We start from the raw sequence: 26,669 nt of genomic DNA, 5'->3' as shown, positions 1-26,669 counted from the left end.
TTAACCTCCCTGCATCGGTGACAGCACTTCGAGCTGGCAACCTTCATCCAGCCGCTGCGTGTCGTACTGACTTTTTGGCACAAACGCACCATTATAGGCGGTGGCGACGCAGGCCACATCAATTTGCTGCTCGATCAGCAATTCGCTCAGGTTTGTTGCCTGCGTGCTGATGGCGCGACCGTTAAGCTGAATATTCATTGTTGAGTTCCCCAGAAATGCGTTGCATCAGCTGCTCTGCCAGCATTGGCGCCAGCAGAAAACCGTGGCGATACATGCCGTTGAGATAAAAGGTGTGATTGTGATAGTGGATTTCCGGCAGATTCGCCGGATAGGCCGGACGCAGCCCGCTGCCGCTCTCAATTACGCGCGCTTCGGCTAAGGCGGGATGGATGGCATAGGCGGCGCTGAGTAACTCCATCATGGCGCGCGCGCTGATGGCGCTAGCATCGTCGCTCTCAATCATGGTGGCGCCGAGCATAAAGTGGCCGCCGCGACGCGGCACCAGATAGCAGGGAAAACGCGGATGCAGCAGACGAATCGGGCGGGAAAACTGCACTTCATCGCTGTGCAAAATCAGCATCTCGCCGCGCACCGCGCGCAGGCGCGGCAGTTGCGGCGCGGCGTGGATGCCGCGACAATCGATAATCTGACCGCTCGGCGCGTGATTGCTGAATGACACGCCGCGCGCGATCAGCGCGTCACGCATCTCCTGCAACGCCAGACGCGGATCGAGATGCGCTTCCCCGGCGAAAAACAGACCGCGCGCAAAGCGTCCTTCCAGCGCCGGTTCAATGTCGGCGGGATCGACCCATTGATGCTGCTCGGTCATGCGGGCGAAACGGTTGAGTTCCTGACTATCGCGCGGCGGCGCAACCACCAATGTGCCCTGATGCTCGACGCTGCTGACGCGCTGTTGCCACCACGCGGCGGCGTGTTGCCCATCAGTGATAACATCGCGCGGCGCGCTTTCGGCTTCACACCAGGGCGCCAGCATGCCGCCAGCAAACCACGATGCCGGGCGGCGCGCGTCATCGCCAATCACCTCAACGTCCTCACCGCGTTCCGCCAGCAAAGTGGCTACGCATAGGCCCACCACGCCGCAGCCAAGCACGCTCCAGCGGCTCACAGCGCCGGATCCAGGATGTTCAAACAGGGGGAATTCACATCGGCCTCTCAGTGTTAGCTGAGACCCGCAGATACAGGAGAAGGGAAATGGCGCATCCATCGAGCTGGTTTGAGCGCCAGACAGCCAAATGAAAAAGACTGTCAGTCTTCCTACGCCAGTATCAACTGGGTCAGGTTCAAAGGGTCGCTAAGCCGCGCAGCGCGCTATTAGCCTCTCAGTCTCTTTGGCGAGACTCCCCCGACGCGTCTATTTGTATTGCAGCCGATGGTCGCCGTCAAGCGCGGAATAACCTGATGCTTTACGTGGCATTTAGCATCACGGCATTTATCGCTACTTAGGCTTTGTGGATCACAAACGTAACATATGGTATACAAACACATTATTTTATGCGCAAGAACAGATTACAGGTGATGTCGGAATAACCATGAACAATATTAAAATTGCATTTATTAAAGCCGGCTGGCACAAAGAAATTGTCCATAATGCCCTGGTAGGTTTTGAAAAAGAATTAGCCGATCAACCCGTAGAAGCGGAATTAAAAGTGTTGGAAGTGCCCGGCGCATTTGAAATGCCGCTGCTGGCTAAGCGTCTGGCCGAAACCGGCAAGTACGATGCGATTGTCTGCGCTGCGCTGGTGGTTGACGGCGGTATCTATCGCCATGATTTCGTTGCCGCTGCGGTGGTTGATGGCTTGATGAATGTGCAGCTGACCACCAACGTACCGGTATTTTCCGTTTCTTTAACGCCACATAATTTCCAGCCGGTTGATGTGATTGAAAACTTCTATACCGAGCATTTCATTAAGAAAGGCAAAGAAGCGGCACGCGCGGTGTTAGCGATCCATAATTTGTCGATTGATTGATGCATTAAAAAGGGAGCACCTCTTCAGGCGCTCCCTTTTTATTTATGATGTCCTTCAACGGCTCATTTTCAGAATAGTGCTAATCATCTCGTAAAATAGTCTTACGAATAAAGTATCAGCTATTCGTCATTAACGCTGTGGATGATTCACTTCCAGCGGACGCAGATCAAACACCAGCACTTCCGCATCATCACCGTTAGCGAACTGCAGCGCGCTTTCGTTGCGAACGCGTGCACCGTCGCCCTCTTTGAACTTCACGCCGTTCACTTCGATGCTGCCGCGAGCCACGTGAATATAGGCGTAACGATCGGCATCCAACGCGAAGGTTTGCTGCTCGACACCGTCGAACAGTCCGGCATAAACGCGAATATCCTGACGCACGCTGAGTGAACCGTTTTCCCCTGCCGGCGAAATAATCAGGCGCAGCTGACCACGTTTGTCACGTTCCGCCACTGAAATCTGCTGATAACCGGGAGGCGAATTACGTTCGCCAGGCACAATCCAGATCTGCAGGAAGTGCACGTTGTCCGTTTTCGAGTGGTTAAACTCGCTGTGCGTGACGCCGCTGCCGGCGCTCATTAGCTGCACATCACCCGGCACAATCACCGAACCGGTGCCCATGGAATCTTTATGCTCCAGCGCGCCTTCCAGCACGTAGGAGATAATCTCCATGTTGTTGTGCGGATGCGCACCAAAACCGCGACCCGGTGCAACGCGGTCATCATTGATCACCAGCAAGTCTGAGAAGCCGGTTTGTTTTGGATCCCAGTAACTGGCAAAAGAGAACGTATGATGCGAATTCAACCAACCGTGGTCACCCACTCCGCGTTGTTCTGACAGGCGTTGTTCAATCATGGTCTGCTCCTCAAATTTGCTGTTGGGGGGCGATTGCCCTTCCCGTTGCAAACAAGTATACGTAAACTGATTTGCCTAACAATGCGTCAAAATGACAATGACTGTCACCGATAAGTGGACAATATGCAGATTGAAGATCTCCGTATTTATGTAGCCGTCATCAAAGCCGGCAACTTCACCGCTGCCGCCGAACAGCTGATGCTGTCGAAGCAGTATGTCAGCCGCCGCATCGCCGCTCTGGAGGAATCGCTTGGCGCGCGGCTGCTGAATCGCAACACGCGGAAGTTGTCGGTAACCGATAACGGCCAGCTGTTTGCGCAGCACGCGCAGCGCATTCTGGATGATGTGCAGGAAGCCGAGCTAGCGGTATCGGGGCGTCGTCAGGTGCTGCAGGGCAGCTTCCGCCTGAGCGTGCCGATGTCGTTTGGTATCAGCCATTTGTCGCCGTTTATTGCCGAGTTTCTCAGCCAGCATCCGGGGTTGCAGTTTCAGGTTGAACTGGCGGATCGGCATGTCGATATGGTGGGTGAAGGATTTGATATGGCGATTCGCATCGGTACGCTGCCAGATTCGAGTTTGATCGCCAGGCGACTGGGCGAGTTCCGCCGCGTGATCTGCGGCAGCCCGTCCTACCTGCAGGGCGCAGGCGCACCGCGAACGCCGGAGGAGCTGAGCGAGCATTTGTGTCTGCGCTACGGGCGCGAAAGCCAGACCGGCTGGGAACTGTTTAACGGCGACCAGCGCAAAGTGATTAGTGTGCATGGGCCGATGGTGAGTAATAACGGGGAAATGCTGCGCGACGCAGCAGTGGCCGGATTGGGTCTGATTATGCTGCCAGAGTTTATTGTGGCACCAGCGCTGGCGAGCGGTGAGCTGGTGAAGGTGCTGGAAGAGTGGCAGCCGACCTCGCTCCATCTCAATGCGCTCTATCCGCAGCACCGTCAGCGCAGTGAGATCAATCGGGTGTTTATGACATTTTTGCAGCAGAAGTTGGCGTAAAAATTAATTACCCCTTGCGGCGCGATCTATTGCGCATATTAAGGGCGGCAATGTGCCCAGCCCGGCAATACGTAATATATCGCGCCGCTACGGTAGGTAGGGTGTTAGTGACTTTCGTGCGCGAAGGTAATCGATTTACGGCGCGCATCGCGCATCGCCACCGCGTGGATCAGCAGACCCAACACCGCCAGAATCGCGCCCACCCAACCGGTGGATTGCCATCCCAGACCAGCGGAAATGGTCACGCCGCCCAGCCATGCACCGAGCGCGTTAGCGAGGTTAAACGCCGAATGGTTCATTGCCGCCGCCATGGTTTGCGCATCACCGGCAACATCCATCAAACGGATCTGCAACACCGCCGCCAGCGCTACCATGGTGCCCACCAGCATGACGTTGATGGCACCTGCCAGCGCATAATGCGCGGCAAACACGAAGGCGCTGAGCACCAAAAATGACCAGATCAGCAAAATGCGGATGGTCTTTTCAATGCCGCGATCGGCCAGACGACCGCCGGCGATGTTACCGATGATCATGCCTAATCCAAACAACGCCAGCACCGCCGGGATCCAGCTCACCGGCATCTGCGCCAGTTCGGTCATGGTCGGCTTCACGTAGCTAAACACCGAAAACAAACCGCCGCTGCCCACCGCGCCAATCGCCAGCGTCAGCAGAACCTGTTTGCGCGTCAGCGCCGACAATTCGCGCAGCGGGCTGGCATTTTTATCGCCTGCCACGTTTGGCACCCACAGCCAGATCAGCAGCAAGGTCACCAGCGCCAGACCGCCGACAATGGCAAAGGCATCGCGCCAACCAAACCATTGGCCGATAGCGGTGACGGCGGGCACGCCGAGTAAGTTGGCGATGGTCAGGCCGAACAGCACCATCGAGACCGCTTGCGCGCGTTTGCGCCGTTCAACCAAACCGGCTGCGACCAGCGCCGCCACGCCGAAGAAGGTGCCATGTGGGAAACCGGCAAGGAAACGCGCCAGCAGCATCGAGTAGTATCCCGGCGCTATGGCGCTCAGCAGGTTGCCGGCGGCAAACAGGCCCATCAGCGTCATCAGGAAATTACGACGTGAGGCGCGCGCGCCCAGCACCGCCAGCAGCGGCGCACCAATCACCACGCCCAGCGCGTAGATACTGATGAGATGCCCGGCCGAGGGGATCGATACGTTGAGACCTTTGGCTGCATCGGGCAGCAGTCCCATAATGACGAATTCGCCGGTACCAATGGCAAAGCCGCCGGTGCCGAGCGCGAACAAAGCTTTTAGCACGCTCTGACGCGGCAGCGATGCCTCATCCGGCAGCTGAGTAAGTTGGGGTTGTGCTGATGACATGAGTTTTCCGAACCGCAAGTGAAGAACTCAGTCAGGATCGTGATTGCCTGAAACAATCATCGTCAGGACTGAGCAGAGTGAGCGGCTTATGATAGCGCAAAATCCCGCTTCCGTAGCGGCGCAATTCATTGCGCGATAAATCGCCCCACTACAGAGAGTGCGTATTCTGCAGCGCCAACAGCGCTGCGCCCATCATGCCGCCGTGATGCGCGAACTCACCTGGCACCACCAGACGATGTGCGGTGCGGCGTAATACGTAACCCTGCACCACCTCATCTAACGCCGCGATCAGCGGAGCCACCGATGCCAATCCGCCGCCCACCGCCACGCGCGACGCGCCGGTGATATTGATGGTGTATGCCAGCGGCTGACCGACAATTTGCAGCCATGCCTGAACGGTTTGCTGCGCCAGCGCATCCTGCTGCTGCCAGCATTCGATGATCTCAACGCTGCTCGCCGTGCGGTCATGTAACGTCTGATGCAGATTTTCCAGCCCGCGCGCACCGCCGTAGCTGTCGAGACAGCCCTTTTGCCCGCATGGACACGCCTTACGCGGCAGTCGCCGCGTGACGCCATCAATCTCCACTTCGGTTAACGTGATCGGCCCATGTCCCCATTCGCCGGTCAATCCGTTTTGCCCGGTAATGATGCGGCAATCTGCCACCAATCCGCCGCCAACGCCCGAACCCAGAATCGCGCCAAACACCACTTTGTGTCCTTTTCCCGCGCCCGCCAGCGCTTCCGCCAGCGTGAAGCAGTCGGCATCGTTATGCACAATCACCCGGCGTTGCAGCAGCGCGCCCAGCTCGTTCGCCAAACTGTGCTGGTGAAACGCGGGGATATTGCTGGCAAATATCTCGCCAGTTTCGGGTGCCACAATGCCCGCGGTGGAGATCGCTACCGCACTGCTGGCGGTAAACTGCAGGTGATGCTGGGCTATCATGCGACGTACCAGCGCGGTGAAATCGTCCCAGCTGGTAGCCGGAATTTTATGCTGATCGAGCAGGATTAATTGATCCTGCGCATTCATCACGCCTAGCTTGATAAAAGAGCCGCCCAGATCGAGGCAAATCACCGCAGATTGTCTTCTCATAAACGTTTATCCATCACATCACGCAAACCGTCGCCCAACACATTGAAGCCCAGCACGGTAATCAAAATCGCCAATCCGGGGAAGAGTGACACATAAATATTCAGGCCAAGGAAGTTGCGCCCATCGCTCATCATGGTGCCCCACTCCGGCATCGGCGGCTGCACGCCTAAACCGAGGAAGGACAAACTGGCGGCGGACAGCACCACCGCGCCCGCCGTCAGCGTGGATTGTACAATCAGCGGTCCAATTGAGTTGCGCAGAATGTAGTGTGTAATGATGCGCGGATAGCGCACCCCGAGCATATGCGCCGCTTCGATGTACTCCATGTTCTTCAGGCCCAGCGTCAGGTTGCGGCTTAGACGCGCATACACCGGAATCGAAAACAGTGAAATGGCGATCAGCATATTGGTCAGTCCTTCGCCGAGCACGCTAACGATCAAAATCGCCAGCACGATGCCGGGAAAGGCGAAGATGATATCCATCACCCACATGATCAGCGCATCCATCTTGCGTCCCGCTAAGCCGGAAATGATGCCGAGCGGAATACCGATCACCATGGAGATCGCGACGCTAAGGCTCACTTCAAACAGCGTGATACGCGCGCCGTAAATCACGCGTGAAAAAATATCGCGGCCATAATCGTCGGTGCCAAACCAGTGCGCGGCCGACGGCGCTTGCAAGGTGTTGAGCAGATCCTGCTCCACCGGATCCCAATGGGTAATCAGCGGAGCCAGCGCAGCGGCGAGCACCACCAGCAGCACTAACGCACCGCCGATGGCAATGGACGGATTTGCCAGTAAAGTGCTGATCAGGTGTCGGCTGCGCGAACGCGGCGGCAGCACGGAAGTATCAATGCTGTTCATCAGTCGAACCTTATTTTTGGATTGAGCAAGCCAATCAGGATTTCGCCCACCAGATTCATCAGCACCACGCCAGTCACGGCCACCAGCGTCACGCCCTGAATCACCGGATAATCGCGGTAGCGCACCGAGTCCACCAGCAAGCGGCCAATGCCCGGCCAATTGAACACCGATTCAGTGACCACCGCGCCGCCAATCAAGCTGCCGAAGTTGAGCGCCACAATGGTGACAATCGGGATCAGTGCATTTCGCAGCGCATGCTTCCAGTTAATGCTGGTAGAGGATAATCCCTTGGCTTTGGCGGTACGGATGTAATCCTGACTCAGCACATCCAGCATGCTGGAACGCGTCATGCGGGCGATCATCGCCATCGGCAGGATTGCCAGCGTAACCGTGGGCATGATGTAGTTTTTCCACGAATCGGCGCCCAGCAGCGGTAACCAGCCCAACTCGACCGCGAAGTAATTCATCGCCAGTAGCGCCAGCCAGAAGTTGGCAATCGACGCACCGGCAATGGTCAACACCATCACGATTTGATCCGGAATCCGCTGGCGATAAATGGCGCCAGTCATGCCCGCCGGAACACCTATCGCAATCGCCAGCAGATACGCCAGCGCCGCCAGCGATAAGGTGTACGGCAAACGCTCGCTGATCTCCGTCATCACCGGACGCTGCGACTGCAACGACAAGCCAAGGTTGCCGTGCAGCGCTTCCGCCGCGAACCTGACGTATTGCAGCGGCAGCGGCTGATCGAGCCCCAGCCGCACGCGCATACTGTCCACCGCTTCCTGCGGCGCTTCCGGTCCCGCCATCAGCCGCGCCGGATCGCCCGGCAGCGCGCGGATGGCGATAAACACGATAATCGACACGCCGAAAATGATTAACGGCAGCGAAAGCACCTTTTTTGCGACATACGCTTTCATATCACATCAGCCATGAGGTTATTGCTTCACTGCGTCGCGCACGACGATTTGTCCGCCCGGCTGCATAACCACGCCGCTGATATTTTTACGTGCGGCATAGAGATCGTCCTGATAGAACAGCAGCACCTGCGGCGCTAATCCGCTGATCTGTTTTTGCGCCTGGAAATAGAGATCTTTGCGTTTGGCATCGTCGAGTGTGGATGCAGCGGTATCGATCAGATCATCGGTTTGCTTGTCGCTGAAGAAGCCCAGATTGGCCCCGCCCGGCGCAAAGCTGCTGGTGTGATACAGCGGACGCAGCTGCAGATCCGAGCCATATAAACCGGAAGACCAGGACGCCAGCACCGCATCGGTGCCCTGCGCGGCTTTCTCTTTGCCATCAGCAAATGCCGCTTTGGTCCACACGCCGCTCTCCATCTGGCGCACGTTAAGTTTCACGCCGATTTTGCCCCACATGCCCTGCAGCACTTGTGCGGTACGCGCATCCGGCGCCTGCACCGCAATCGACATCGGGAAACCGTCGGCGTAGCCCGCCGCTTTCAGCAAATCTTTGGCTTTTTGCAGATCGTACGGATAGTCATGCAAGCTTTTGTCGTAGTTGGGATCGACCGGTGCCAACGCGGAGTTTGCCGGTTGCGCATAACCAAACATGATGGCTTTCACCAGCGCCTGCTGGTCGGTGGCGAAATTCAGCGCCTGACGCACGCGCACATCGCTCAGCGCTTTGCTTTGGGTATTGAGATCGACCCAGAACACCGCCGCGCCCGGCGACTGTTTAAGATTTACGTTGGCGTTGTTTTTCAACATGCCGGCAAACTGCGGCGGCACCGGGTTAATAATATCAACCTGACCCGATTGCAGCGCCATATTCATCACCGAAGGCTCGCTGCTCCACGTCCATTTAATTTCATCCGGCCCGGAAGATTTTCCCCAATAGTCGGGATTCTTTTGTTCAAGTACATATTCACCAGATTTGTACTGCACCAGTTTATAGGGCCCGGTGCCGTCGGCTTTATTGTTAATACTGCCCGCCTTGTCCGCTTTTGGGCTCACCATTAATCCTGGGCCGGAGGCTAAAACAGTTAAAAAAGCTGGATTAATTTTTTTCAGCTGAAACGTGACGGTAAGTTCGTCTTTTTTCTTCACGTCCTGAATAAAGGTGCGAATTTTCCCACTACCCGCTAAACCGCGCTGCGTATTTAAATGACGCTGGAAGTTTTCCACTACCGCATCGGCATTAAAGGGCGTGCCGTCGTGGAATTTCACATTGGGTCGCAGGGTAAAGGTCCAGTTAAGTCCGCTGTCATCGGATGTCCAGGATAATGCCAATGCCGGAATGATTTTGCCGTCATCACCGAGACGCGTCAGGCCTTCGTACATTGGGTCCAGCACCGTGCCGGTAAAGGTCGCGGTTTGGTTGCCAGGATCCATGCTGCGCGGTGGTTCGTTCTGCATGATCACCAGCTGGCTGGCAAAAACGGAGGCGCTCGCCATCGACGCCAGTAAACAGCCAGCCAGCGTCAGTACCTTGAAATGCTTATTTTTGCTTTCCATGAAGGCCCTCAATGAATCATTGAAACGATCGGTGAAATATCCACGCTATATAAGCCATACTCACCAAACAAAAGCCAATAGGTTGGTTCATATAATTTACTTATAATCAGAGCTGCATTCAGAAATTTAACTAAATAGCGTTGTATTTGTTTTCTGTCCTTATTATTGTCAGCGCATAGTGCTAACGCTGTGAGAACCTTAATGCTCAATGCCCACCAGCAACAAATTCTGCGCTTACTTATTGCGTCGCATGGCATGAGCCGCACCGTGCTTGCGGAAAAAATGAAATTAAGCAAAGCCGCAATTAGCACGCTGGTGAAAGAGATGCTGCAGGCCGGATTGCTGGAAGAGAGTATTCCGGAATCCAGCGGCCAGGGTCGCCCATCGGTGTTATTAAAAATGCGTGCCGACAGCGCCTATTTTCTCGGTGCCTCGCTGCTGGACGAACGCGTGGTATTAGTGCTGATTGATATGCACGGCCGCACGCTGGCCGCCACCCAGATGCCGTTGAATCTCGATCCACCGCAGCTGGCCAAAACCATTGCAGCGGCAATCCCGGATCTGATTGGGCAGAAATCAATTACGCAGGATCAGCTGATTGGCCTGGGCGTGACGCTTTCCGGCTTTGTCGATGAACATCAGGCGATTTGCGTGCAGTCGGCGCTGCTGGGCTGGAAGAACGTGCCGCTGGCGGAACTGCTAAAACAGCAAACCGGGCTGGAAGTATCCTTAGAGAACGATGCCAAAGCGCTGGCGGTGAGCGAGAAGATTTTCGGCGTGGCAAAAAAGGCGCGCAACTTCACCCTGATCTCGCACGGTGACGGCATTGGATCGGCGCATTTCTTTCAGGGCCAACTACATCGGGGCGCACACGGCGCTGCCGGTGAAATCGCCCACTGCACCATCGAGCCCGGCGGACGTCCCTGCCGCTGCGGCAAACGCGGCTGCCTCGATACGCTGGCCTCGTTAACCGCCATCCGCGAAAGCGTGCGTGATAAAGCGCTGGAGAGTGAATCGATTACCGAACTGGAAGCGCTGGCGGTGAAAGGTAACAGCGCGGCGATTGCCATTTTGCATCAGGCCGGTCATGCGCTGGGCTTATCCATCGCCAATATTATCCAGATGAACGATCCCGAGTTGATTGTGATTGCGCATCAGCCCAATGCGTTTGATGGCTTACTGAAAACCGTGGTGATGCAGGCCATCGACAGCCATGTGCTGCCGTCGATTATCGGCAAAACACCGATCGCCAGCATGGTGATCAACGAAGAGAGCTGGGCCAGAGCCGCAGCCAGTGTGGCGGCGTATCGTTTTATCATTCACTTACCCGACTAGCGGAGGCTGCTATGCGCATTGCTTTTGGTGGCATTCATACTGAGTGCAGTACTTATAATCCGGTGCTGAATTATGCTGACGACTTCCGCATCGTGCGCGGGGATGAACTGACCACCAATCCTTATTTCGCCTTTTTGCAGGATTATGATGCCGAGTTTCTGCCGACCTTCCACGCGCGCGCCATCGCCGGTGGTCCGGTGGCGCGCGTCACCTACGACGATTTTAAGCAGGATTTTCTGACGCGCCTCGCGGCTCATTTGCCGGTGGATGGCGTTTATCTCGCGATGCACGGCGCGGTTTATGTTGAAGGCATGGAAGATGCCGAAGGCGACTGGATCAGCGCCACGCGCGAGTTAGTCGGCGCGGAGTGCCCGATCACCGTCAGCTACGATCTGCACGGCAACGTTACGCAACGCATCATCGATGCCATTGATATGTTCTCGACCTATCGCACTGCGCCGCACATTGATGTGGAAGAGACCATGCGCCGCTCGGTATCGATGCTGGTGAAAAGCCTGCAAACCGGCGTCAAACCCGGCGTGGTGTGGGCGCCGATTCCGGTGGTGTTACCCGGTGAACGCACCAGCACCGAAGATGAACCCGCCAAAAGTTTGTATGCGCGCTTGCCCGCGATAAACCAGCTGGAGCACGTCTGGGATGCGTCGCTGATGGTCGGTTACGTCTGGGCCGATGAACCACGCGCTACCGCCGCCGCGATCATGACCGGCACCGATGCCGATGTGCTGGCGGAACAGGCGGCTAAACTGGCGCTGGCTTACTGGCAGGCGCGCGATGAATTCAGTTTTGGCTGCGTCACCGGCAGCATTGAAGAGTGCGTCAGCATGGCCATCGCCAGCGAAACCGCGCCGGTGATTCTGGCTGATTCTGGGGATAATCCCACCGGCGGTGGCGTCGGCGATCGCGCGGATGTGTTGGCGGAACTGATTCGCCAGGGTGCGCAGCAGGTGATCGTGGCTGGTATCACAGATAAACCGGCCACTGACGCGGCCTTTGCTGCTGGCGTTGGCGCAAGCTTAACGCTGAATGTTGGCGCTTCACTCGATCCGGCCGGCGGCAAAGTGCAGGCCGAATTTGTGGTGAAACATCTCAGCGATGATGCGCGTTCGCTGGCGAAACAGGCGCTGCTGCAAACCGGCGGCATTACGCTGGTGGTCGCCGACCGTCGCCGTCCTTATCACAATCTGGCGGATTTCGCCCTGCTCGGCCTCGATCCCGCAGCGGCCAAAATCGTGGTAGTGAAGTCCGGTTATCTGTCGCCGGAGCTGGCACCCCTGGCCAATCCCAACCTGATGGCGCTGTCGGAAGGCGTGGTTGATCAATATGTGGAACGCTTAACTCGCAAGCGCAAATTGCAGCCCGCCTATCCGTTCGATACCGATTTCACTTATCTGCCGGTTAGCCACTTATCGGCACGCTTTATGGCAGCGAAATGAACGCGCCCGCTTCAGCAGTCGAACCGGTGCTGCGCATCGAAAATCTGACCGTCGCCTTTCGCGTTGAGGATCACTGGCGCGAGGTGGTAAAGAACCTGTCGCTCACCGTTAATGCCGGTGAAACGCTGGCGATTGTCGGTGAATCCGGTTCGGGGAAAAGCGTCACCTCGATGGCGATCATGCGCTTACTCAACATGCGCCACGCGCGCGTCAGCGGCAAAGTGCTGCTGAACGGCGTCGATCTGCTGACGCTGAGCGAATCCGCCATGCGTGACATTCGCGGCAATGCGGTGGCGATGATTTTTCAGGAGCCGATGACCAGCCTGAATCCGTCGTTCACCATCGGCAATCAAATTACTGAGGCGCTGATCAATCACCGCAAAATCAGTAAACGCGTCGCGCGTGAAGAGACCATTCGGCTGCTGGAGAAAGTGCGTATTCCCAACGCGGCGAAACGCTTCAATGATTATCCGCACCACTTTTCCGGTGGCATGCGCCAGCGCGTGATGATTGCGATGGCGCTGGCGCTGCGGCCAAAACTGCTGATTGCCGATGAACCGACCACCGCGCTGGACGTCACCATTCAGGGGCAGATTCTTGACCTGATTAAGACGTTGCAGGAAGAGGAAGGCACGGCGGTGCTGTTTATCACCCACGATATGGGCGTGGTGGCAGAGGTGTCGGATCGCACGCTGGTGATGTATCAAGGCGATGTGATGGAAACCGGCACCACCGCCGCGATTTTTTCCGCGCCCGCTGCGGATTACACCCGCACGCTGATTGCGACCGTGCCGCAGCTTGGTGCGATGCGCGGCATTACTGGACCGCGTAAGTTTTCCTTTGACCAGCGCGACGCATCTGAGACCAACCCTGTATCGACATCGCAGCAGCCGCTGCTGTCGGTGAAAAATCTCAGCACCCGCTTCAGCATCCACGAAGGCGTATTCAGCCGCAAAACCGGCGCGGTACATGCGGTGGAAAACATCTCGTTTGATCTGATGCCGGGCGAAACCTTGTCGCTGGTCGGTGAATCGGGCTGTGGAAAATCCACCACCGGACGTTCGCTGACGCGCCTTGTCACACCTGACGCGGGCGAAGTGGCCTTTGATGGTTACGACGTGCTGAATCTTTCTGCTCATGAGCTGCGCACTTTGCGCCGCGCCATGCAGATGATTTTTCAGGATCCATTTGCCAGCCTCAATCCGCGCATGTCGGTGCTGGAAGCGCTTACCGAGCCTTTTCTGCAACATCGTTTAGGCAGCAAAACCGAGGCGCGCACAAAAGCCGCCTCGCTGATGGAGCGCGTCGGGTTATCCGCTGACATGATGAAACGCTATCCGCACGAATTTTCCGGCGGGCAGCGCCAGCGTATCTGCATCGCTCGCGCATTGATGCTCGATCCGAAAATGATCATCGCCGATGAATCGGTGTCGGCGCTGGATGTCACGGTGAAAGCGCAAATCATCAATCTGCTGCTCGACCTGCAACAAAGCCTTGGCTTGTCGTATCTGTTTATTTCCCACGATATGGCGGTGGTTGAGCGCATCAGTCATCGCGTGGCGGTGATGCTGCTGGGTGAAATCGTCGAGATCGGCCCGCGCGCGGCAATATTTGAAAATCCGCAGCATGATTACACGCGTAAATTGCTGTCGTCGGTGCCGGTGCCCGATCCGGCGCGCCGTCATGTGAAGCGCCAGATTGACATCAGCGAGCTGAAAAGCCCGGTGCGTGCATTGGGATTTGTGCCCGAAGCGCGACGTTATCGTGAGGTGAGTGAGGGGCATTGGGTAATGGAATGACTGCTTTTTACAAAGCGTACACGCTGTAGCGGCGCGATTTATTACGCATGAAGTTTATGCACCAATGCGCGATATATCGCGCCGCTACGATTTGTGCGGCTCTAAACTATCATCCCCAAATCCAACATCTCCCGCCGCTAAAACTCCAGTCTTCGGGCTGGGTTTGCTGGATGATGATCATTAAATCATTGGGATCGAGATTGAGCCGCTGTTGCAGCCGTTCACTCAACACCCGATAGGTTGCCCGCTTCTGTTCCGCGCTGCGCGGTTTGCCTGCCACGATGTTCAGCAAAACATAGCGATCGCTACGACCACCGCTGAGATAATGGCGATCGTAGATAAAGCGCGGCGCCGCCAGCGATTCAATCACCTGAATGCGTTGCTGCCCGCGGCGGGAAATATGGGCATCGCACTGTGTCAGCACAATGCAGCAGATGGTGCGCAGCAGATGCTGGCGCAGCTTACGCGGCGTGCGGTGGCAGGCTATATTCATCACAGTGAGGTTGGAACGGCTTAGATGCGTTGTGCTAGCGGGTAAAACATCCATTGCTGGCCAGTTTCTGTCCTGCTCGTTAAAGTTAAATACAACCTTCTGCCGCTATTTTTCAGGCAGAAGGTTTTTCACACATTATTCTTTCATGCATAACAAGCAAAATACCGCTCGGCTGTTGGGATAATGCGTGTGGAAATATTGCCAGGCATGGTCAGGAGAATAAAATGATCCCATGAACACACGATTATCATAGGCAGGAGCCAGGCGGCAACTATCGCGGTGCAGATTGCAGCACCCTTCTGTATCTGCCTGACTAAAGACATATAAATCCGTGATGCTTAAGTTCATCCGCTACTCCTCATGGGCAGAGATAAATACTAATTAATAAAACTTTTAAAATCGCCCGTTGCGGATACTATTTGTACACTTTTTAGTAATCAGCCCAAAATGAGCCATAAAATAATTATAGTCTGCGTGGAGTCGGCTGTCTTTAATTAAAAATAAACTTATTTAAGCCGAACGTAATAAAAGAGTAATTTAAACACTATTATTTAACCCTTTTTGTCGCTGCGCTTAATAGGGCCAGTATTTACTGTTAACGGCGGTCATCACTTATAAATTCGCGCTAAGATTTATCTTAAAAAAATGAAATTCATTTCTGGTCAATTAAACTTAAGTAAACTTAAATTAAGCCACCGGAGATAATATCATGCTCAGTTATACTATCCGTATCGAATTGAAAGAACCCACCGCTGGCGCGCAAATTGAATTGCTCTATGCGATGCTTGAGAATGGTTTCGCGCGTAGCTTGGTGTGCGAGAAAGGCTACACTTATGTGTTACCCACCAATGAATACGTTTATGTAGGCAGCGAGAATATAAGGAGTTTAACCGACCGGGTGGTCACTTTGGTGAGCGAGTTCAGTGAGGATCCTTCGGTGATGATTACTCAATCCGCCGCAAGGTGCTGGTCAGGTTTACGCGGCGTAAACCTCGCTTAATAGCGAAGATAAACGCCCTCTGCCCACTACGAAGGCGTTTATCCTTTAATTTAAATAAACTTAAAATATAATTAATTAGCCCGGATAAATACCGCGATCTTTACGTGCCAGTAAAATACGTTCGCAGGCAACGATATAAGCGGCAGTGCGCAGCGAGCAGCGCTTTTCGGCGGCCTTGTCCCAAACGTGAACCATGGCTTCGGTCATGATGCGGTCCATACGCTGGTTAATCTCATCTTCGCTCCAGAAGAAACTCGCCATATCCTGCACCCATTCGAAGTAACTCACCGTTACCCCGCCAGCGTTACAGATTACGTCTGGCACCACCTGCACGCCGCGACTCGCGAGCATATCATCTGCATCCGGATAAGTTGGGCCGTTTGCCCCTTCCAGTACCAGTTTGGCACTAATAACTTCTGCGCGCTCGCGGGTAATTTGTCCTTCGAGCGCCGCCGGGATCAGAATATCCATGGCGGTGGTCCAGAACTGCTCTCTGTCGATCTCACGCGCGCCAGGGAAGCCAGCAATCTGTTTATGTTCGATCTGCCATGCAGTCAACGCGGCTAAGTCAATACCGCCTTCGTTGAATAAGGTTGCGGTGTGATCCTGAATCACCACCACACGCGCACCGGCTTCGGCGAACAGACGCGCGGCTTCGCTACCGACATTACCAAAGCCCTGCAGCGCCACGCGTGCGCCTTCAATGGTGATGTTAGAACGTTGTGCCACTTCCCGACCGGTAATAAATACGCCACGCCCCGTCGCTTTCTCACGCCCTAACGAGCCGCCCAGATGGATCGGTTTACCAGTGACCACACCGGTGATGGTAGTGCCGTGGTTCATGGAGTAGGTATCCATCATCCACGCCATCACCTTGCCATTGGTGCCGACATCGGGTGCGGGAATATCTTTCTGCGGGCCAATAATCAAGCCGATTTCACTGGTGTAGCGGCGGGTTAATCGCTCCAGTTCACCTTCAGACAGCGAGTGCGGATCGACACGGATGCCGCCTTTGGCGCCGCCATAAGGCAGGTTAACCGCCGCACACTTGATGGTCATCCAGGCGGATAGCGCCATCACTTCATTCAAATCGACAGCAGGATGGTAACGCACGCCCCCTTTGCCCGGCCCGCGTGAGAGATTGTGCTGTACGCGATAGCCTTCGAAGTGGCGAATCGAGCCGTCATCCATCTGCACCGGGATGTCGACAATCAGTGCTCTTTTGGGGTGACGCAGGGTTTCTATCCAGCGAGACAATTCACCAAGATGAGGCGCAACACGGTCAATTTGGCTCAGGTAGGTAGTCCAGGGAGATGTACTGCTTTCAGAAGCGTAAGATAACTTTTCCATGAGAAGCCTGTAGGTTCAGAGTTATTTATATTGAAAAGACGTGGAAAGGTAATGCATTGCACTAGACGGAAAGTAATTTAACACCTTTTCAGACAAGCGGGTCAGGCCAAATAAGAGGGGTTTAACTTTTTCGACACAAAAATGCCTGAATAAATGAATAACTAAGCATTAAAAAAGAGCCACATATGGCGCATATCCATGCATTAATTATGCACTTAATTGCATAAATTTTGATTTTATCCCTATTTTTCAGTTCTTTGATGGTCATCAAAAAGTGAATAAACTGTTATTTTTCCGCATTGACTTTGTTAACACTCGCCACCACGATGAGTAAAACCCAGCTGGAAACCTCCATCATGAATTAGCGTTTTATTAATTTCGTTTTTCTTTCATCTATTTAAACGTGCCTCTTTAAGGTTCAACCCATATTTGCCATTGATGCTTGCGGGCAGGCATCGTCATGCGTCTTTTCGCCAGACTGAAGGAATCATTGTGTCTAACAAACCTACACAAGGGCAGATTCAGCCTGCTCGGGCTCACGACGCCCCGCAAAAACTGCAGCGAGGGCTGAGCGAACGCCATATTCAGATGATCGCGCTGGGCGGATCGATCGGTACCGGGCTGTTTATGGGCGCGGGACGCAATATTGCGGTAGCCGGAACCTCGATATTAATCATCTACCTATTGGTGGGTTTTTTTAGCTATATGGTGATGCGGGCAATGGGGGAAGTGCTGCTTAGTCGGCTCGACTATCGCTCGTTTGCCGATTTTGTCAGTGATTATCTCGGCCCCAAAGCCAGCTTCTTTCTCGGTTGGTCGTACTGGCTAAGTTGGGTGGTAACCTGCATCGCCGATGTGGTGGTATGCGGCGCGTATATGCAGTATTGGTTCCCGGAAATGTCGGCGTGGATACCCGCGTTATTTACCCTCGGTATTTTGTGTCTGTTTAACATGTTGTCGGTGAAGGCTTTTGGTGAAGCTGAATTCTGGTTTGCACTGATCAAAGTGATCACCATCATCGCGCTGATCATCACCGGCGGATGGATGGTATTTACCGGCTGGACCTCGCCGGATGGCGTTAAAGCCTCGGTGCACAACCTCACCGATCCTGCGGTGTTCATGCCGCATGGCATCACCGGTTTTCTGGCTGGTTTCCAGATCGCGATTTTCTCTTACACCGGCATTGAGCTGCTCGGCACCATGACGGCAGAAACGCGCGAACCCGAGAAAATTTTGCCGCGCGCGATCAACTCTCTGCCGCTGCGGATTGTGATTTTCTACTTGCTCTCGATGATGGTGATCATCGCGGTGACGTCCTGGCAAGGGGTATCGCCGGATACCAGCCCGTTCGTGACGCTGTTTGCCAAAGCCGGCTTGCCTGCGGCGGCAGCGATCATTAATTTCGTCGCACTCACCTCGGCGATGTCTTCCGCCAATAGCGGCGTCTACTCCAGCACCCGCATGTTATACGGCTTGTCCGTCGAGAAGCATGCCCACTGGCAGTTTCGTATTCTTTCACGTACCACGCGTATCCCGCTGCGCAGCCTGCTGTTCTCCTGCTTCTGCATGCTGAGCGGCACCTTGCTGCTGTTCCTGGTGCCGAATGTGACAACACTGTTCACCATCGTTTCGACGCTGGCCGCCATTCTGGTGATCTATTGCTGGGGTATGATTCTGGTCTCTTATCTGGTGTACCGCCGGCAGCGTCCGGATCTGCATCAAAAATCCAAATTTAAGATGCCCGGCGGCAGGATGATGGCGTGGGCGACGCTGATGTTCTTCCTGTTTTCGGTAGTGATCATGATATTTGATTCCGACACGCTCGCCGCGCTAGCCGCTTCGCCGGTGTGGTTCATTGCGCTGTGGCTTTGCTGTAAGATGAAGGAGAAGCGGAAAACGGCAGTGAAGGTAGCGGCATGATTAGGCCGCTACTTCATCAACACGTTAAACTGTGGATTGAACTCGTCGAAAATCGGCAGCGCGGCGGCACCCAGCGCGGCGGTATCGCTGCCGGTCATACCAATCTTTACGCGTGTTCCGGTGAGGTAGCGACCGCGCACTGACTGATAGAGCGGTGGCAGGCGACGCATGATTTTATCCAGCAGCACCGCAGGCATCATGCCGCCGATTATCACGCTTTCGGCATCGAAGATGCATTCCAGCAGGTTAATCGCCTGACGCAGCGGCGTTAACACGCTATCGATCCATTTATCGAACAGCGCCGGATCGACTTCCAGCAAATCTTCCGGCAAAGCGGTCATCGGATCGAGCCCGCAAAACTCGTACGCCGCCTGCAGTGAAACATAGCGTTCTAAACAGCCGTGGTTGCCGCAGTAACATTCACGTCCGCCCGGCTCCACCACCACATGCCCGACTTCGCCGGCGTTATGCGCATGGCCGCTATAGACGTGGCCATCCATGATGATGCCAGCGCCCAAACCGGTGCCGATGTAGAGATAGACAAACGAATTGAGCTGACGCGCGACGCCATGAAAGCGCTCACCAATTGCTGCCACCGTGGCATCGTTTTCCAACGTCACCGGCACGCCGCTCATCGCGGCGAGTTTGGCTTCGATGTCCACCTGTTCCCAGCCGTGCAGCGTGGTCGGCCCCATTGAAGAGATGCCCTCAACACCAAACGGACCGGGCATCACCACGCCAATGCCCAGCACTTTCTGCCAGCGATCGCCCAGCTGCGTTTTAATTTCGCTGAGCACGTCGGCGATGCGCGCTAATGTGGCATCCGGCTGGGGTTTTTGTACCAAAATCAGGCGGCGGAAATGAATTTCTCCGGTGAGATCCACCAGCACAATCAGCAGCGTTTGGTGATCAAGATGGATGCCGATCGAAAAGGCGCTGGCGGGATTAAGCGTCACCGGAATTGCCGGTTGCCCGCGTCCTTGTTTGCGCGGCGCGCGGCTGGTGAGCAGTTCGGCCTGCTCCAGCTCTGCCACAATATTTGACACGGTTTGCGGCGTCAGCGCGGTGAGACGAGCCAGCTCGGCGCGGGTCAATTCGCCGTGCAGGCGAATAGCTTCAATGATCACGCGGCGATTGTGCGCCCGTGCGTGTTCCAGATTGGTTCCCGACGTTTTCACCTTGATCCCTTCCCTTTCGTCACCTGCGCTGCGAATAGCCGCATCAATATCTCTGATCGCACACACATTTTACAACCCTTTCGGGCAGGTGAATGGTTGAGGCAGGGATGTCGATAATTTTAACTCTTGGTGACCATCCCAACGGTTATTTGATGAAAAGCCAACCTGCCACGGCTACCAGGCCGGTTAACAACGATGCGAAAACCGCGCCTGTTACGAATGAATGAGTTGTCGTCTGAAATAATTAATGAACGGGCATGGCTCTGTATTTGTATTTGGTTAATCCCAGCAGTGGATGTTGCTGGTACAGCTATTTTTCCGTTTAATAGCCCACTTCATAATTTAAACATATCCATCCGGGGGCTTGCAGGAGACAGAGTTGAAGCAAAACGCTTCTGCCGCCCCTAAGTCTTGACCGCTCCACCCTTGCAGTTCAGGGCCGTCACGCTAAATTAATGTTTTATCAGCATGTCAGTATGTTTCTATGGATAAAATCGTCGATATCTTCCTTCGCCTGCTCTACTAAGCCTTTAGATGGCAGGGTTAAGATCTGCTCACTATAACCAAACAGCATTGCATCCAACTGGCGCGCTACGCGGTGCACATCAACAATTCGGAACGACTGCTCGTCCATGCCTGTCTGAATAATGTTTGCCAGCACCTCATGCCACTCATCCAGAAAGGTTTGCATCAGACTCGCGTAAGCTTCGTCATGAGTAGAGAGTAACCATAAGGAACCATATAATTTACGGGTCGGGTCGGGGGCATCGGTAATCATCCCGTTAATAAATTCCTGCAATTTTTGCCTGGCGGATAAAGGCTGAATAATGAAACGAAATTCCTTGATTTCTGCATTGATAAAACTTGTTACTGCCGCAAGACTCAGCGACTGCCAGTCTTTAAAATAATGGTAAATATGGCTTCGTGACAGGCCCAGATACTCTGTCACATCTCGCGTTTTAACCTTATCAATACCCTTCTCTGTAAATAACTCAATAACCGCATTAAGAATTTTCTCTTTCATTAGCTCAGATTTAGCGTTCATCTCTTACCTCAGTTGACTTTGAGCAATTGCTCAAATAACATATAACATTATTGAGCACTTGCTCTATTTTAACAGAAGTACCACTCATGAACACTGAAAATATAAAGGCTATCTCCCCGACCACAAGCGCCTCCGGCACGCTGAAATCACTGGCTAACCGCTACCGCAAAAAGCTGTTCTTTACTTTTTTATTGGTCGTTGCCGAAAACGTCACTTATCTGTTGTATCCGATCCTGGCTGGCGTCTCCATAAACGCCATCATGTCCGGGCAGACGATAAATGCGATGCTCTATGGCGTATTGATCTTATTTATCTGGTGCTTGGGTGCAGCGCGCAGAAGCGTTGATACCCGCACTTTTGCCAGGATTTATGCGGCCCTGGCCGTATCCGTGATTAAGACTCAACGTAAAAATAACTTAAATCATTCAACCGTTGCAGCACGGGTTGTGTTGTCGAGAGAGTTTGTTGATTTTTTTGAACTGCACTTTCCTATGCTCATCACTTCGCTGTTTTCGATGATGGGTGCCGCAGTAATGTTGCTGATTATCGAATTCTGGGCGGGTATTGCCTGTTTGGTCATCCTGGCTTTACTGGCCTGTTTCCTGCCTGGTTTTGCCCGTAAAAATGAAGTGCTCTATAACAAACTCAATAATCGGCTGGAAAAAGAGGTTGATTTTGTTAGCAGGGCGACATCGTTATCTTTACAGCGACATTACTCCACGCTCGCCAGATTACGCATACGCCTCTCCGATCGCGAAGCAATGGGATATCTGTCAATCGGCGTGCTTGTCGCCATGCTATTTAGTCTGACCATTATCTGGATGACGCAGACAACGGGGATCAGTGCCGGGCACATTTATTCAGTCATGACCTATATGTGGATGTTCGCTACCAGCCTGGATAATGGCCCTCAACTGCTGGAGAAATACTCCCAGCTGAGTGATATCGGCCGCCGCGTCCATACGGAACAAATCTGATCCTAACGCACACTGCAAATTTTACTGCTTATTCCCGGATATTCCGATGCCGCAATTTTTTATTGAAAGGCCTGTTTTTGCATGGGTTATCGCCCTGTTTATTGTACTGGCAGGCATAATTGCCATTCCGCAGTTGCCCGTGGCGCAGTATCCCGCTGTGGCTCCTCCGAGCGTCAGCATTGCGGTGACCTATCCCGGCGCCACGCCAGAAACGATGAATGAGTCGGTCATCTCGTTGATCGAGAGAGAAATCTCCAGCGTTGACGACATCCTTTACTTCGAGTCTTCAAGTGATACGTCAGGCACTGCCAGCATTACAGTGACTTTTAAACCCGGAACGGACATCAAGCTCGCTCAGGTTGATGTGCAGAACAAAATCAAGGTGGTTGAATCCCGGCTGCCGCTGACCGTACGTCAGAACGGTCTGAACGTGGAGGCGGCAAACGCGGGATTTCTGATGATCGTCGGGTTGCGCTCGCCCTCGGGTCGATTCAGCGAACAGGACCTGAGCGACTATTTTGCGCGTAACGTTTCGGAGGAACTACGCCGCGTGCCAGGCGTTGGCAAAGTACAGCTGTTCGGCGCTGAGAAAGCAATGCGCGTATGGCTGGACCCGGTCAAACTATTTAACTATAAGCTCTCGGTCAGCGACGTTACCAACGCGCTAAGCCAGCAGAACGCCCAGGTCTCGCCGGGCAGAATCGGCGATGAACCGGCGCAGCCCGGACAAGCTGTGACCTACCCGCTTAACGTACGCGGGCAGCTTAGTTCTGAGGAAGAGTTCCGCAACATTACGCTTAAGGCGCTAAGTAACGGTTCGCGCGTCCGGCTGGCTGACGTGGCGCGCGTGGAACAGGGTCTGCAGAGCTACGCGTACGCGATTCGTGAAAACGGCCATCCGGCTACTGCCGCAGCGATCCAGCTGATGCCGGGTGCCAATGCCGTCAGCACGGCGGAGGGCGTGCGTTCTCGGCTAAATGAACTCTCAACGGTGCTGCCCCAGGGCATGGCGTTCTCGGTGCCGTTTGATACCGCGCCGTTTGTGAAGCTGTCGATTGAGAAAGTCATCCACACTTTTATTGAAGCCATGGGGCTGGTATTCCTGGTGATGCTGCTATTTCTGCAGAATCTGCGCTACACCTTTATTCCGGCAATTGTCGCGCCGGTGGCGCTGCTCGGCACTTTTACCGTAATGCTGATGAGCGGGTTTTCCATTAATGTGCTGACCATGTTTGGCATGGTGCTGGCTATCGGCATCATTGTTGACGATGCGATTGTGGTAGTGGAGAGCGTTGAGCGTCTGATGGCTGAAAAAGGCCTGTCGCCAAAAGAAGCAACACATGAGTCAATGCGCGAGATTACACCAGCGATTATCGGTATTACGCTGGTGCTTACCGCCGTGTTTATTCCCATGGGATTCGCCACCGGCTCGGTTGGCGTCATCTATCGGCAATTCACACTTTCGATGGCTGTGTCCATTTTGGTCTCGGCTTTTCTTGCGCTGACGATGACCCCTGCACTGTGTGCTTCCCTGCTGAAGCCGATTGCGCAGCACGGCGAAGAAAAGAAAGGCTTTGCAGGCGTGTTTAACCGCCGCTTCAGTGCCCTAACGACAAGCTATGAGCGGGCATTGCACGCCACGCTACGCCGTGGCGGCCGCGTCATGCTGATTTATGCCATGCTGAGCGCGGTGATTTTTGCTGCCTATCTGGCGCTGCCTTCATCCTTTATCCCTGAAGACGATCAGGGCTACTTTATGACGTCGATCCAGTTGCCGTCGGATGCCACACAAGAGAGAACCCGTCATGTGGTTGATCGGCTTGAAAAAACGATCATGGAAAGGCCCGGCATTGCCAGTAATATCTCCATCTTTGGCTTTGGTTTTTCCGGATCCGGTCCGAACACCGCGATGGCCTTTACCACCCTGAAAGAATGGGGCGAACGGCAAGGCGCAACCGCTGATGGTGAAGCAAAATTTGTCCAGACGAAGATGAATGACGATCCCGCCGCAACGGTAATGAGCCTGATGCCGCCCGCGATTTCTGATATGGGGACTTCATCGGGTTTTGACCTCTACCTCGAAGATCGTGCCGGCCGCGGTTTTGCAGCCTTGTTGCAGACAGCCTCAGAGCTAACGGAGAAAGCCAATAACAGTGGCGTGGTCAGTGATGTCTACATTGAGGGTTTACCTGCGGGTGTAAGTGCCACTCTTGAGGTAGACAGAGAAAAAGCGCAGGCAATGGGCGTCAGCTTTGACGACATTAATCAGATGCTGTCAGTCGCGATTGGCTCAAACTACGTCAATGACTACGTAGATAACGGGCGAGTACAACAGGTTATTGTGCAGGCGGACTCCCGTTACCGTATGCAACTGGCAGATTTACTTAAGCTTTACGTCAGGAATGCCTCGGGTGAGATGGTGCCGCTGTCGGCCTTTATCTCGACGGACTGGACCCAGTCGCCGCAGCAGCTCAGTCGTTATCAGGGCTATCCGGCGATTAAAATCACTGGCAGCGCCGCTGCTGGCTACTCCAGCGGGGCAGCGATGGCTGAAATGGACCGACTTGCCGCTTCTCTTCCAGCAGGCTATTACGCCGAGTGGACTGGCACCTCGCTGCAGGAACGTAGCTCAGCGGCTCAAATGCCGCTGCTGATCGCCTTATCCGTTCTTATTGTTTTCCTGGTGCTTGCCGCGCTGTATGAGAGCTGGTCAGTACCGCTTTCAGTAATACTTGTCGTTCCGCTGGGTATGGCTGGCGCTCTACTGGCGGTATTTCTCGCAGGTATGTCTAACGATGTTTTTTTCAAGGTCGGTATGATCACACTAATCGGACTTTCAACCAAAAACGCCATCCTCATTGTAGAGTTTGCGCGACAACTTTATGCGCAGGGTGAACCGCTGCTTGAGGCAACCAAGCAAGCAGCCCGACTACGCCTGCGGCCAATTATCATGACGTCACTGGCTTTTACTCTTGGTGTGGTTCCCCTGATGATGGCAAACGGTGCCAGTAAGAGCACCCAGAATGCGATTGGCACAGGCGTGTTCGGCGGGATGCTTAGCGGTACGCTGCTGGCCATCTTCTTTGTGCCCGTATTTTTTGTGATTATCACATCGGCTGTGCAAAAGCTTAGCGGCTTGCTGAAAAGGGTAAATAAAGGTTGAATGCTAAGCCCAGGCAATCCTGAGTTGATTGCATTGCCATTCATCGACAATGTTAATAAACCCTGCTTTAAACGCGACGACCCACTTTTCGCTCATAGTGGACGCTGTCATGCACAGCGTCCACTTTGGCAGGAGCGGACATTGTTGGCATCGTGATTATTGTTCACTGAGCAGTTCATATTTCGGTAATACCCGGCCATCGTCACTGACAAGGTATTTAGCGCCATCTCAGCGACCCATCCTTAACAGGAAGAGCCACAGAGTAAGCTTGCCTAAGGCTGTTTTCACACGGAGTCGAACGAAAAGAATTCAAACAATGCGGGGCCCAGATTAAATAAGAGCCCCAATGTAAATGAAAATATTAAACCTGGAACGCTTCAACCATGCCTCGTAACGCATGTGCCTGAGCAGAAAGCTCTTGCGACGCAGAGGAGGACTCTTCAACCAATGCAGCATTGTTCTGTGTTACGCCATCCATTTGGCTGACGGCAATGCTGACCTGTGAAATTCCCTGCATTTGTTCAGAAGAAGCCAGAGATATCTCGTCCATCGCATCCGCGAGCTCACCTACCATGCTGACGATTTTCATGATGCTCTTTCCGGTTCCTGTCGCCACGTTCACACCACTTTCCACCTGCCCTACGGCCTGCTCAATGAGTTGTTTGATATCCCGTGCAGCAGTCGCACTTCGTTGTGCTAACGTTCTGACTTCACCGGCAACCACGGCAAATCCCCTTCCTTCTTCACCGGCGCGAGCAGCTTCAACGGCGGCATTGAGTGCAAGAATATTGGTCTGGAAGGCAATGCTTTCGATGACTGAAGTAATATCCCTCACTTTTGTCGCGCTGAGAGAAATCTCGTTCATCGTATCCGACATTTTCTGCACATCCGCCTCGCCTGCTCGCGCCAGCTCTGCTGTCCCACGTGCAACTTGTGCCGTCTGCTGTGCACCTGCAGTATTACTTTTCACCGTTGCCGTGAGTTGCTCCATACTCGCGGCCGTTTCCTGAAGCGCAGCGGCCTGCTGTTCAGTACGGGATGAAAGTTCAGTGTTACCTTTTGATATCTCATCCGCGGCTAAAGCAACGGATCCAGCCGAGTCTTTAATTTGTGATACCAGTCCACGTAGACTCTCCTGCATACGATCTAACGATGCCAGTAAGCTGTGCTTATCGTTACGGCGCAAGGTTATTGAGGTTGTCAGATTCCCCGCGGCGATGGCTGCCGCAAGTGCCTGTGCCTCGGCGGGCTCGCCGCCTAGCTGACGCATCAGTACACGTACGATTAAATAACCGGTCACCACAGAAATAATCACTGAGAGCGCCGCCATTATTAATAAAATAAAC

The 26,669-nt window shown here is 54.1% G+C and carries 23 protein-coding genes and 1 riboswitch; of the genes, 9 read left to right on the top strand and 14 right to left on the bottom strand.

Annotation, left to right across the window (positions count from 1 at the left end):
- On the bottom strand, nt 1-198 hold the full coding sequence (gene thiS / locus IB226_RS08265; protein ID WP_192234581.1) for a sulfur carrier protein ThiS: 198 nt from the start codon (nt 196-198) through the stop codon (nt 1-3).
- On the bottom strand, nt 182-1,126 hold the full coding sequence (locus IB226_RS08260) for an FAD-dependent oxidoreductase (protein ID WP_192234579.1): 945 nt from the start codon (nt 1,124-1,126) through the stop codon (nt 182-184). Before IB226_RS08260 ends, thiS begins: the two co-directional genes overlap by 17 nt.
- Nucleotides 1,127-1,255: 129 nt before the next feature.
- A riboswitch (TPP riboswitch) is annotated at nt 1,256-1,375 on the bottom strand.
- Nucleotides 1,376-1,550: 175 nt separating this feature from the next.
- Here IB226_RS08260 and IB226_RS08255 point away from each other — a divergent pair.
- Entirely contained in the window at nt 1,551-1,988 is a 438-nt protein-coding gene (locus IB226_RS08255; RefSeq protein WP_192234577.1) for a 6,7-dimethyl-8-ribityllumazine synthase, read from the top strand.
- 129 nt (nt 1,989-2,117) lie between these two features.
- Here IB226_RS08255 and IB226_RS08250 read toward each other — a convergent pair whose 3' ends face one another.
- Entirely contained in the window at nt 2,118-2,843 is a 726-nt protein-coding gene (locus tag IB226_RS08250; protein WP_192234575.1) for a pirin family protein, read from the bottom strand.
- Between the two features lie 123 nt (nt 2,844-2,966).
- Here IB226_RS08250 and IB226_RS08245 point away from each other — a divergent pair, with 123 nt between their 5' ends.
- On the top strand, nt 2,967-3,842 hold the full coding sequence (locus IB226_RS08245; RefSeq protein ID WP_192234573.1) for a LysR family transcriptional regulator: 876 nt from the start codon (nt 2,967-2,969) through the stop codon (nt 3,840-3,842).
- A 104-nt stretch (nt 3,843-3,946) separates the two neighbouring features.
- Here IB226_RS08245 and IB226_RS08240 read toward each other — a convergent pair whose 3' ends face one another.
- The 5 genes from IB226_RS08240 to IB226_RS08220 all read right to left on the bottom strand — a co-directional run bounded on the left by IB226_RS08240 (nt 3,947) and on the right by IB226_RS08220 (nt 9,609).
- Nucleotides 3,947-5,179 (bottom strand): MFS transporter, encoded by a 1,233-nt coding sequence (locus tag IB226_RS08240; RefSeq protein ID WP_192234571.1) that lies wholly within the window; start codon nt 5,177-5,179, stop codon nt 3,947-3,949.
- A 148-nt stretch (nt 5,180-5,327) separates the two neighbouring features.
- Nucleotides 5,328-6,272 (bottom strand): ROK family protein, encoded by a 945-nt coding sequence (locus IB226_RS08235; protein WP_192234569.1) that lies wholly within the window; start codon nt 6,270-6,272, stop codon nt 5,328-5,330.
- Nucleotides 6,269-7,135 (bottom strand): ABC transporter permease, encoded by an 867-nt coding sequence (locus tag IB226_RS08230; protein ID WP_137387230.1) that lies wholly within the window; start codon nt 7,133-7,135, stop codon nt 6,269-6,271. Before IB226_RS08230 ends, IB226_RS08235 begins: the two co-directional genes overlap by 4 nt.
- On the bottom strand, nt 7,135-8,055 hold the full coding sequence (locus tag IB226_RS08225) for an ABC transporter permease (RefSeq protein WP_192234567.1): 921 nt from the start codon (nt 8,053-8,055) through the stop codon (nt 7,135-7,137). The genes IB226_RS08230 and IB226_RS08225 overlap by 1 nt, the downstream gene beginning before the upstream one ends.
- 18 nt (nt 8,056-8,073) lie before the next feature.
- Nucleotides 8,074-9,609: an ABC transporter substrate-binding protein gene (locus IB226_RS08220; protein ID WP_192234565.1), complete on the bottom strand. Its 1,536-nt coding sequence runs from the start codon at nt 9,607-9,609 to the stop codon at nt 8,074-8,076.
- Between the two features lie 201 nt (nt 9,610-9,810).
- On the opposite strand from IB226_RS08220, the gene IB226_RS08215 reads away from it, so the two are divergent.
- From IB226_RS08215 to IB226_RS08205, 3 genes are read left to right on the top strand one after another with little or no spacing between them, the layout of a single operon-like run.
- Nucleotides 9,811-10,944, top strand: a complete 1,134-nt coding sequence (locus IB226_RS08215; RefSeq protein WP_192234563.1) for an ROK family transcriptional regulator — start codon at nt 9,811-9,813, stop codon at nt 10,942-10,944.
- An 11-nt stretch (nt 10,945-10,955) separates the two neighbouring features.
- Complete coding sequence (locus IB226_RS08210; RefSeq protein WP_101761057.1) at nt 10,956-12,398, top strand: M81 family metallopeptidase; 1,443 nt, start codon at nt 10,956-10,958, stop codon at nt 12,396-12,398.
- Complete coding sequence (locus IB226_RS08205) at nt 12,395-14,197, top strand: ABC transporter ATP-binding protein (protein WP_192234561.1); 1,803 nt, start codon at nt 12,395-12,397, stop codon at nt 14,195-14,197. The genes IB226_RS08210 and IB226_RS08205 overlap by 4 nt, the downstream gene beginning before the upstream one ends.
- A 109-nt stretch (nt 14,198-14,306) precedes the next feature.
- Here IB226_RS08205 and IB226_RS08200 read toward each other — a convergent pair whose 3' ends face one another.
- Nucleotides 14,307-14,690 carry a tautomerase family protein gene (locus IB226_RS08200; RefSeq protein WP_225608240.1) on the bottom strand — a complete coding sequence of 128 codons (384 nt, stop codon included), beginning with the start codon at nt 14,688-14,690 and terminating at the stop codon, nt 14,307-14,309.
- Between the two features lie 135 nt (nt 14,691-14,825).
- Nucleotides 14,826-15,038 (bottom strand): hypothetical protein, encoded by a 213-nt coding sequence (locus tag IB226_RS08195; RefSeq protein ID WP_192234559.1) that lies wholly within the window; start codon nt 15,036-15,038, stop codon nt 14,826-14,828.
- A gap of 361 nt (nt 15,039-15,399) precedes the next feature.
- On the opposite strand from IB226_RS08195, the gene IB226_RS08190 reads away from it, so the two are divergent.
- Nucleotides 15,400-15,690, top strand: a complete 291-nt coding sequence (locus tag IB226_RS08190; protein WP_101761060.1) for a hypothetical protein — start codon at nt 15,400-15,402, stop codon at nt 15,688-15,690.
- Between the two features lie 75 nt (nt 15,691-15,765).
- On the opposite strand, the gene IB226_RS08185 is transcribed toward IB226_RS08190, so the two are convergent.
- Nucleotides 15,766-17,040 carry a Glu/Leu/Phe/Val dehydrogenase gene (locus IB226_RS08185; protein WP_101761061.1) on the bottom strand — a complete coding sequence of 425 codons (1,275 nt, stop codon included), beginning with the start codon at nt 17,038-17,040 and terminating at the stop codon, nt 15,766-15,768.
- 492 nt (nt 17,041-17,532) lie between these two features.
- Between IB226_RS08185 and IB226_RS08180 the strand changes: the two genes are divergently transcribed.
- On the top strand, nt 17,533-18,960 hold the full coding sequence (locus tag IB226_RS08180; protein ID WP_370579365.1) for an amino acid permease: 1,428 nt from the start codon (nt 17,533-17,535) through the stop codon (nt 18,958-18,960).
- Between the two features lie 8 nt (nt 18,961-18,968).
- On the opposite strand, the gene IB226_RS08175 is transcribed toward IB226_RS08180, so the two are convergent.
- Together IB226_RS08175 and IB226_RS08170 are read right to left on the bottom strand one after the other, a co-directional pair.
- A complete protein-coding gene (locus tag IB226_RS08175; RefSeq protein WP_137387222.1) occupies nt 18,969-20,138 on the bottom strand; it encodes an ROK family transcriptional regulator in 1,170 nt (389 codons plus the stop codon).
- 463 nt (nt 20,139-20,601) lie between these two features.
- Nucleotides 20,602-21,183 carry a TetR/AcrR family transcriptional regulator gene (locus IB226_RS08170; RefSeq protein WP_101761064.1) on the bottom strand — a complete coding sequence of 194 codons (582 nt, stop codon included), beginning with the start codon at nt 21,181-21,183 and terminating at the stop codon, nt 20,602-20,604.
- An 86-nt stretch (nt 21,184-21,269) separates the two neighbouring features.
- On the opposite strand from IB226_RS08170, the gene IB226_RS08165 reads away from it, so the two are divergent.
- On the top strand, nt 21,270-22,160 hold the full coding sequence (locus IB226_RS08165) for an ABC transporter six-transmembrane domain-containing protein (RefSeq protein WP_192234556.1): 891 nt from the start codon (nt 21,270-21,272) through the stop codon (nt 22,158-22,160).
- A 46-nt stretch (nt 22,161-22,206) separates the two neighbouring features.
- Nucleotides 22,207-25,323 carry a multidrug efflux RND transporter permease subunit gene (locus tag IB226_RS08160; RefSeq protein ID WP_192234555.1) on the top strand — a complete coding sequence of 1,039 codons (3,117 nt, stop codon included), beginning with the start codon at nt 22,207-22,209 and terminating at the stop codon, nt 25,321-25,323.
- A 361-nt stretch (nt 25,324-25,684) separates the two neighbouring features.
- On the opposite strand, the gene IB226_RS08155 is transcribed toward IB226_RS08160, so the two are convergent.
- The coding region (locus IB226_RS08155; protein WP_225608239.1) for a methyl-accepting chemotaxis protein at nt 25,685-26,669 on the bottom strand (985 nt) is incomplete at its 5' end.

Origin of the sequence: Pantoea sp. PNT03 (assembly GCF_014852515.1) — a bacterium.
Classification (GTDB): Bacteria; Pseudomonadota; Gammaproteobacteria; order Enterobacterales; family Enterobacteriaceae; genus Pantoea; species Pantoea leporis.
The sequence above is the reverse complement of the archived record's forward strand: the minus strand, read 5'-3'. Positions and strand labels throughout refer to the sequence as shown.

Excerpts from the sequence above, each read along its gene's own strand:
- IB226_RS08165 (WP_192234556.1), top strand. The coding sequence starts at position 21,270 with ATGAACACTGAAAATATAAAGGCTATCTCCCCGACCACAAGCGCCTCC.
- IB226_RS08210 (WP_101761057.1), top strand. The coding sequence starts at position 10,956 with ATGCGCATTGCTTTTGGTGGCATTCATACTGAGTGCAGTACTTATAAT.
- thiS (WP_192234581.1), bottom strand. The coding sequence starts at position 198 with ATGAATATTCAGCTTAACGGTCGCGCCATCAGCACGCAGGCAACAAAC.
- IB226_RS08250 (WP_192234575.1), bottom strand. The coding sequence starts at position 2,843 with ATGATTGAACAACGCCTGTCAGAACAACGCGGAGTGGGTGACCACGGT.
- IB226_RS08225 (WP_192234567.1), bottom strand. The coding sequence starts at position 8,055 with ATGAAAGCGTATGTCGCAAAAAAGGTGCTTTCGCTGCCGTTAATCATT.
- IB226_RS08205 (WP_192234561.1), top strand. The coding sequence starts at position 12,395 with ATGAACGCGCCCGCTTCAGCAGTCGAACCGGTGCTGCGCATCGAAAAT.
- IB226_RS08220 (WP_192234565.1), bottom strand. The coding sequence starts at position 9,609 with ATGGAAAGCAAAAATAAGCATTTCAAGGTACTGACGCTGGCTGGCTGT.
- IB226_RS08200 (WP_225608240.1), bottom strand. The coding sequence starts at position 14,690 with ATGAATATAGCCTGCCACCGCACGCCGCGTAAGCTGCGCCAGCATCTG.
- IB226_RS08215 (WP_192234563.1), top strand. The coding sequence starts at position 9,811 with ATGCTCAATGCCCACCAGCAACAAATTCTGCGCTTACTTATTGCGTCG.
- IB226_RS08240 (WP_192234571.1), bottom strand. The coding sequence starts at position 5,179 with ATGTCATCAGCACAACCCCAACTTACTCAGCTGCCGGATGAGGCATCG.
- IB226_RS08185 (WP_101761061.1), bottom strand. The coding sequence starts at position 17,040 with ATGGAAAAGTTATCTTACGCTTCTGAAAGCAGTACATCTCCCTGGACT.
- IB226_RS08195 (WP_192234559.1), bottom strand. The coding sequence starts at position 15,038 with ATGAACTTAAGCATCACGGATTTATATGTCTTTAGTCAGGCAGATACA.
- IB226_RS08190 (WP_101761060.1), top strand. The coding sequence starts at position 15,400 with ATGCTCAGTTATACTATCCGTATCGAATTGAAAGAACCCACCGCTGGC.
- IB226_RS08170 (WP_101761064.1), bottom strand. The coding sequence starts at position 21,183 with ATGAACGCTAAATCTGAGCTAATGAAAGAGAAAATTCTTAATGCGGTT.
- IB226_RS08255 (WP_192234577.1), top strand. The coding sequence starts at position 1,551 with ATGAACAATATTAAAATTGCATTTATTAAAGCCGGCTGGCACAAAGAA.
- IB226_RS08245 (WP_192234573.1), top strand. The coding sequence starts at position 2,967 with ATGCAGATTGAAGATCTCCGTATTTATGTAGCCGTCATCAAAGCCGGC.
- IB226_RS08235 (WP_192234569.1), bottom strand. The coding sequence starts at position 6,272 with ATGAGAAGACAATCTGCGGTGATTTGCCTCGATCTGGGCGGCTCTTTT.
- IB226_RS08230 (WP_137387230.1), bottom strand. The coding sequence starts at position 7,135 with ATGAACAGCATTGATACTTCCGTGCTGCCGCCGCGTTCGCGCAGCCGA.
- IB226_RS08160 (WP_192234555.1), top strand. The coding sequence starts at position 22,207 with ATGCCGCAATTTTTTATTGAAAGGCCTGTTTTTGCATGGGTTATCGCC.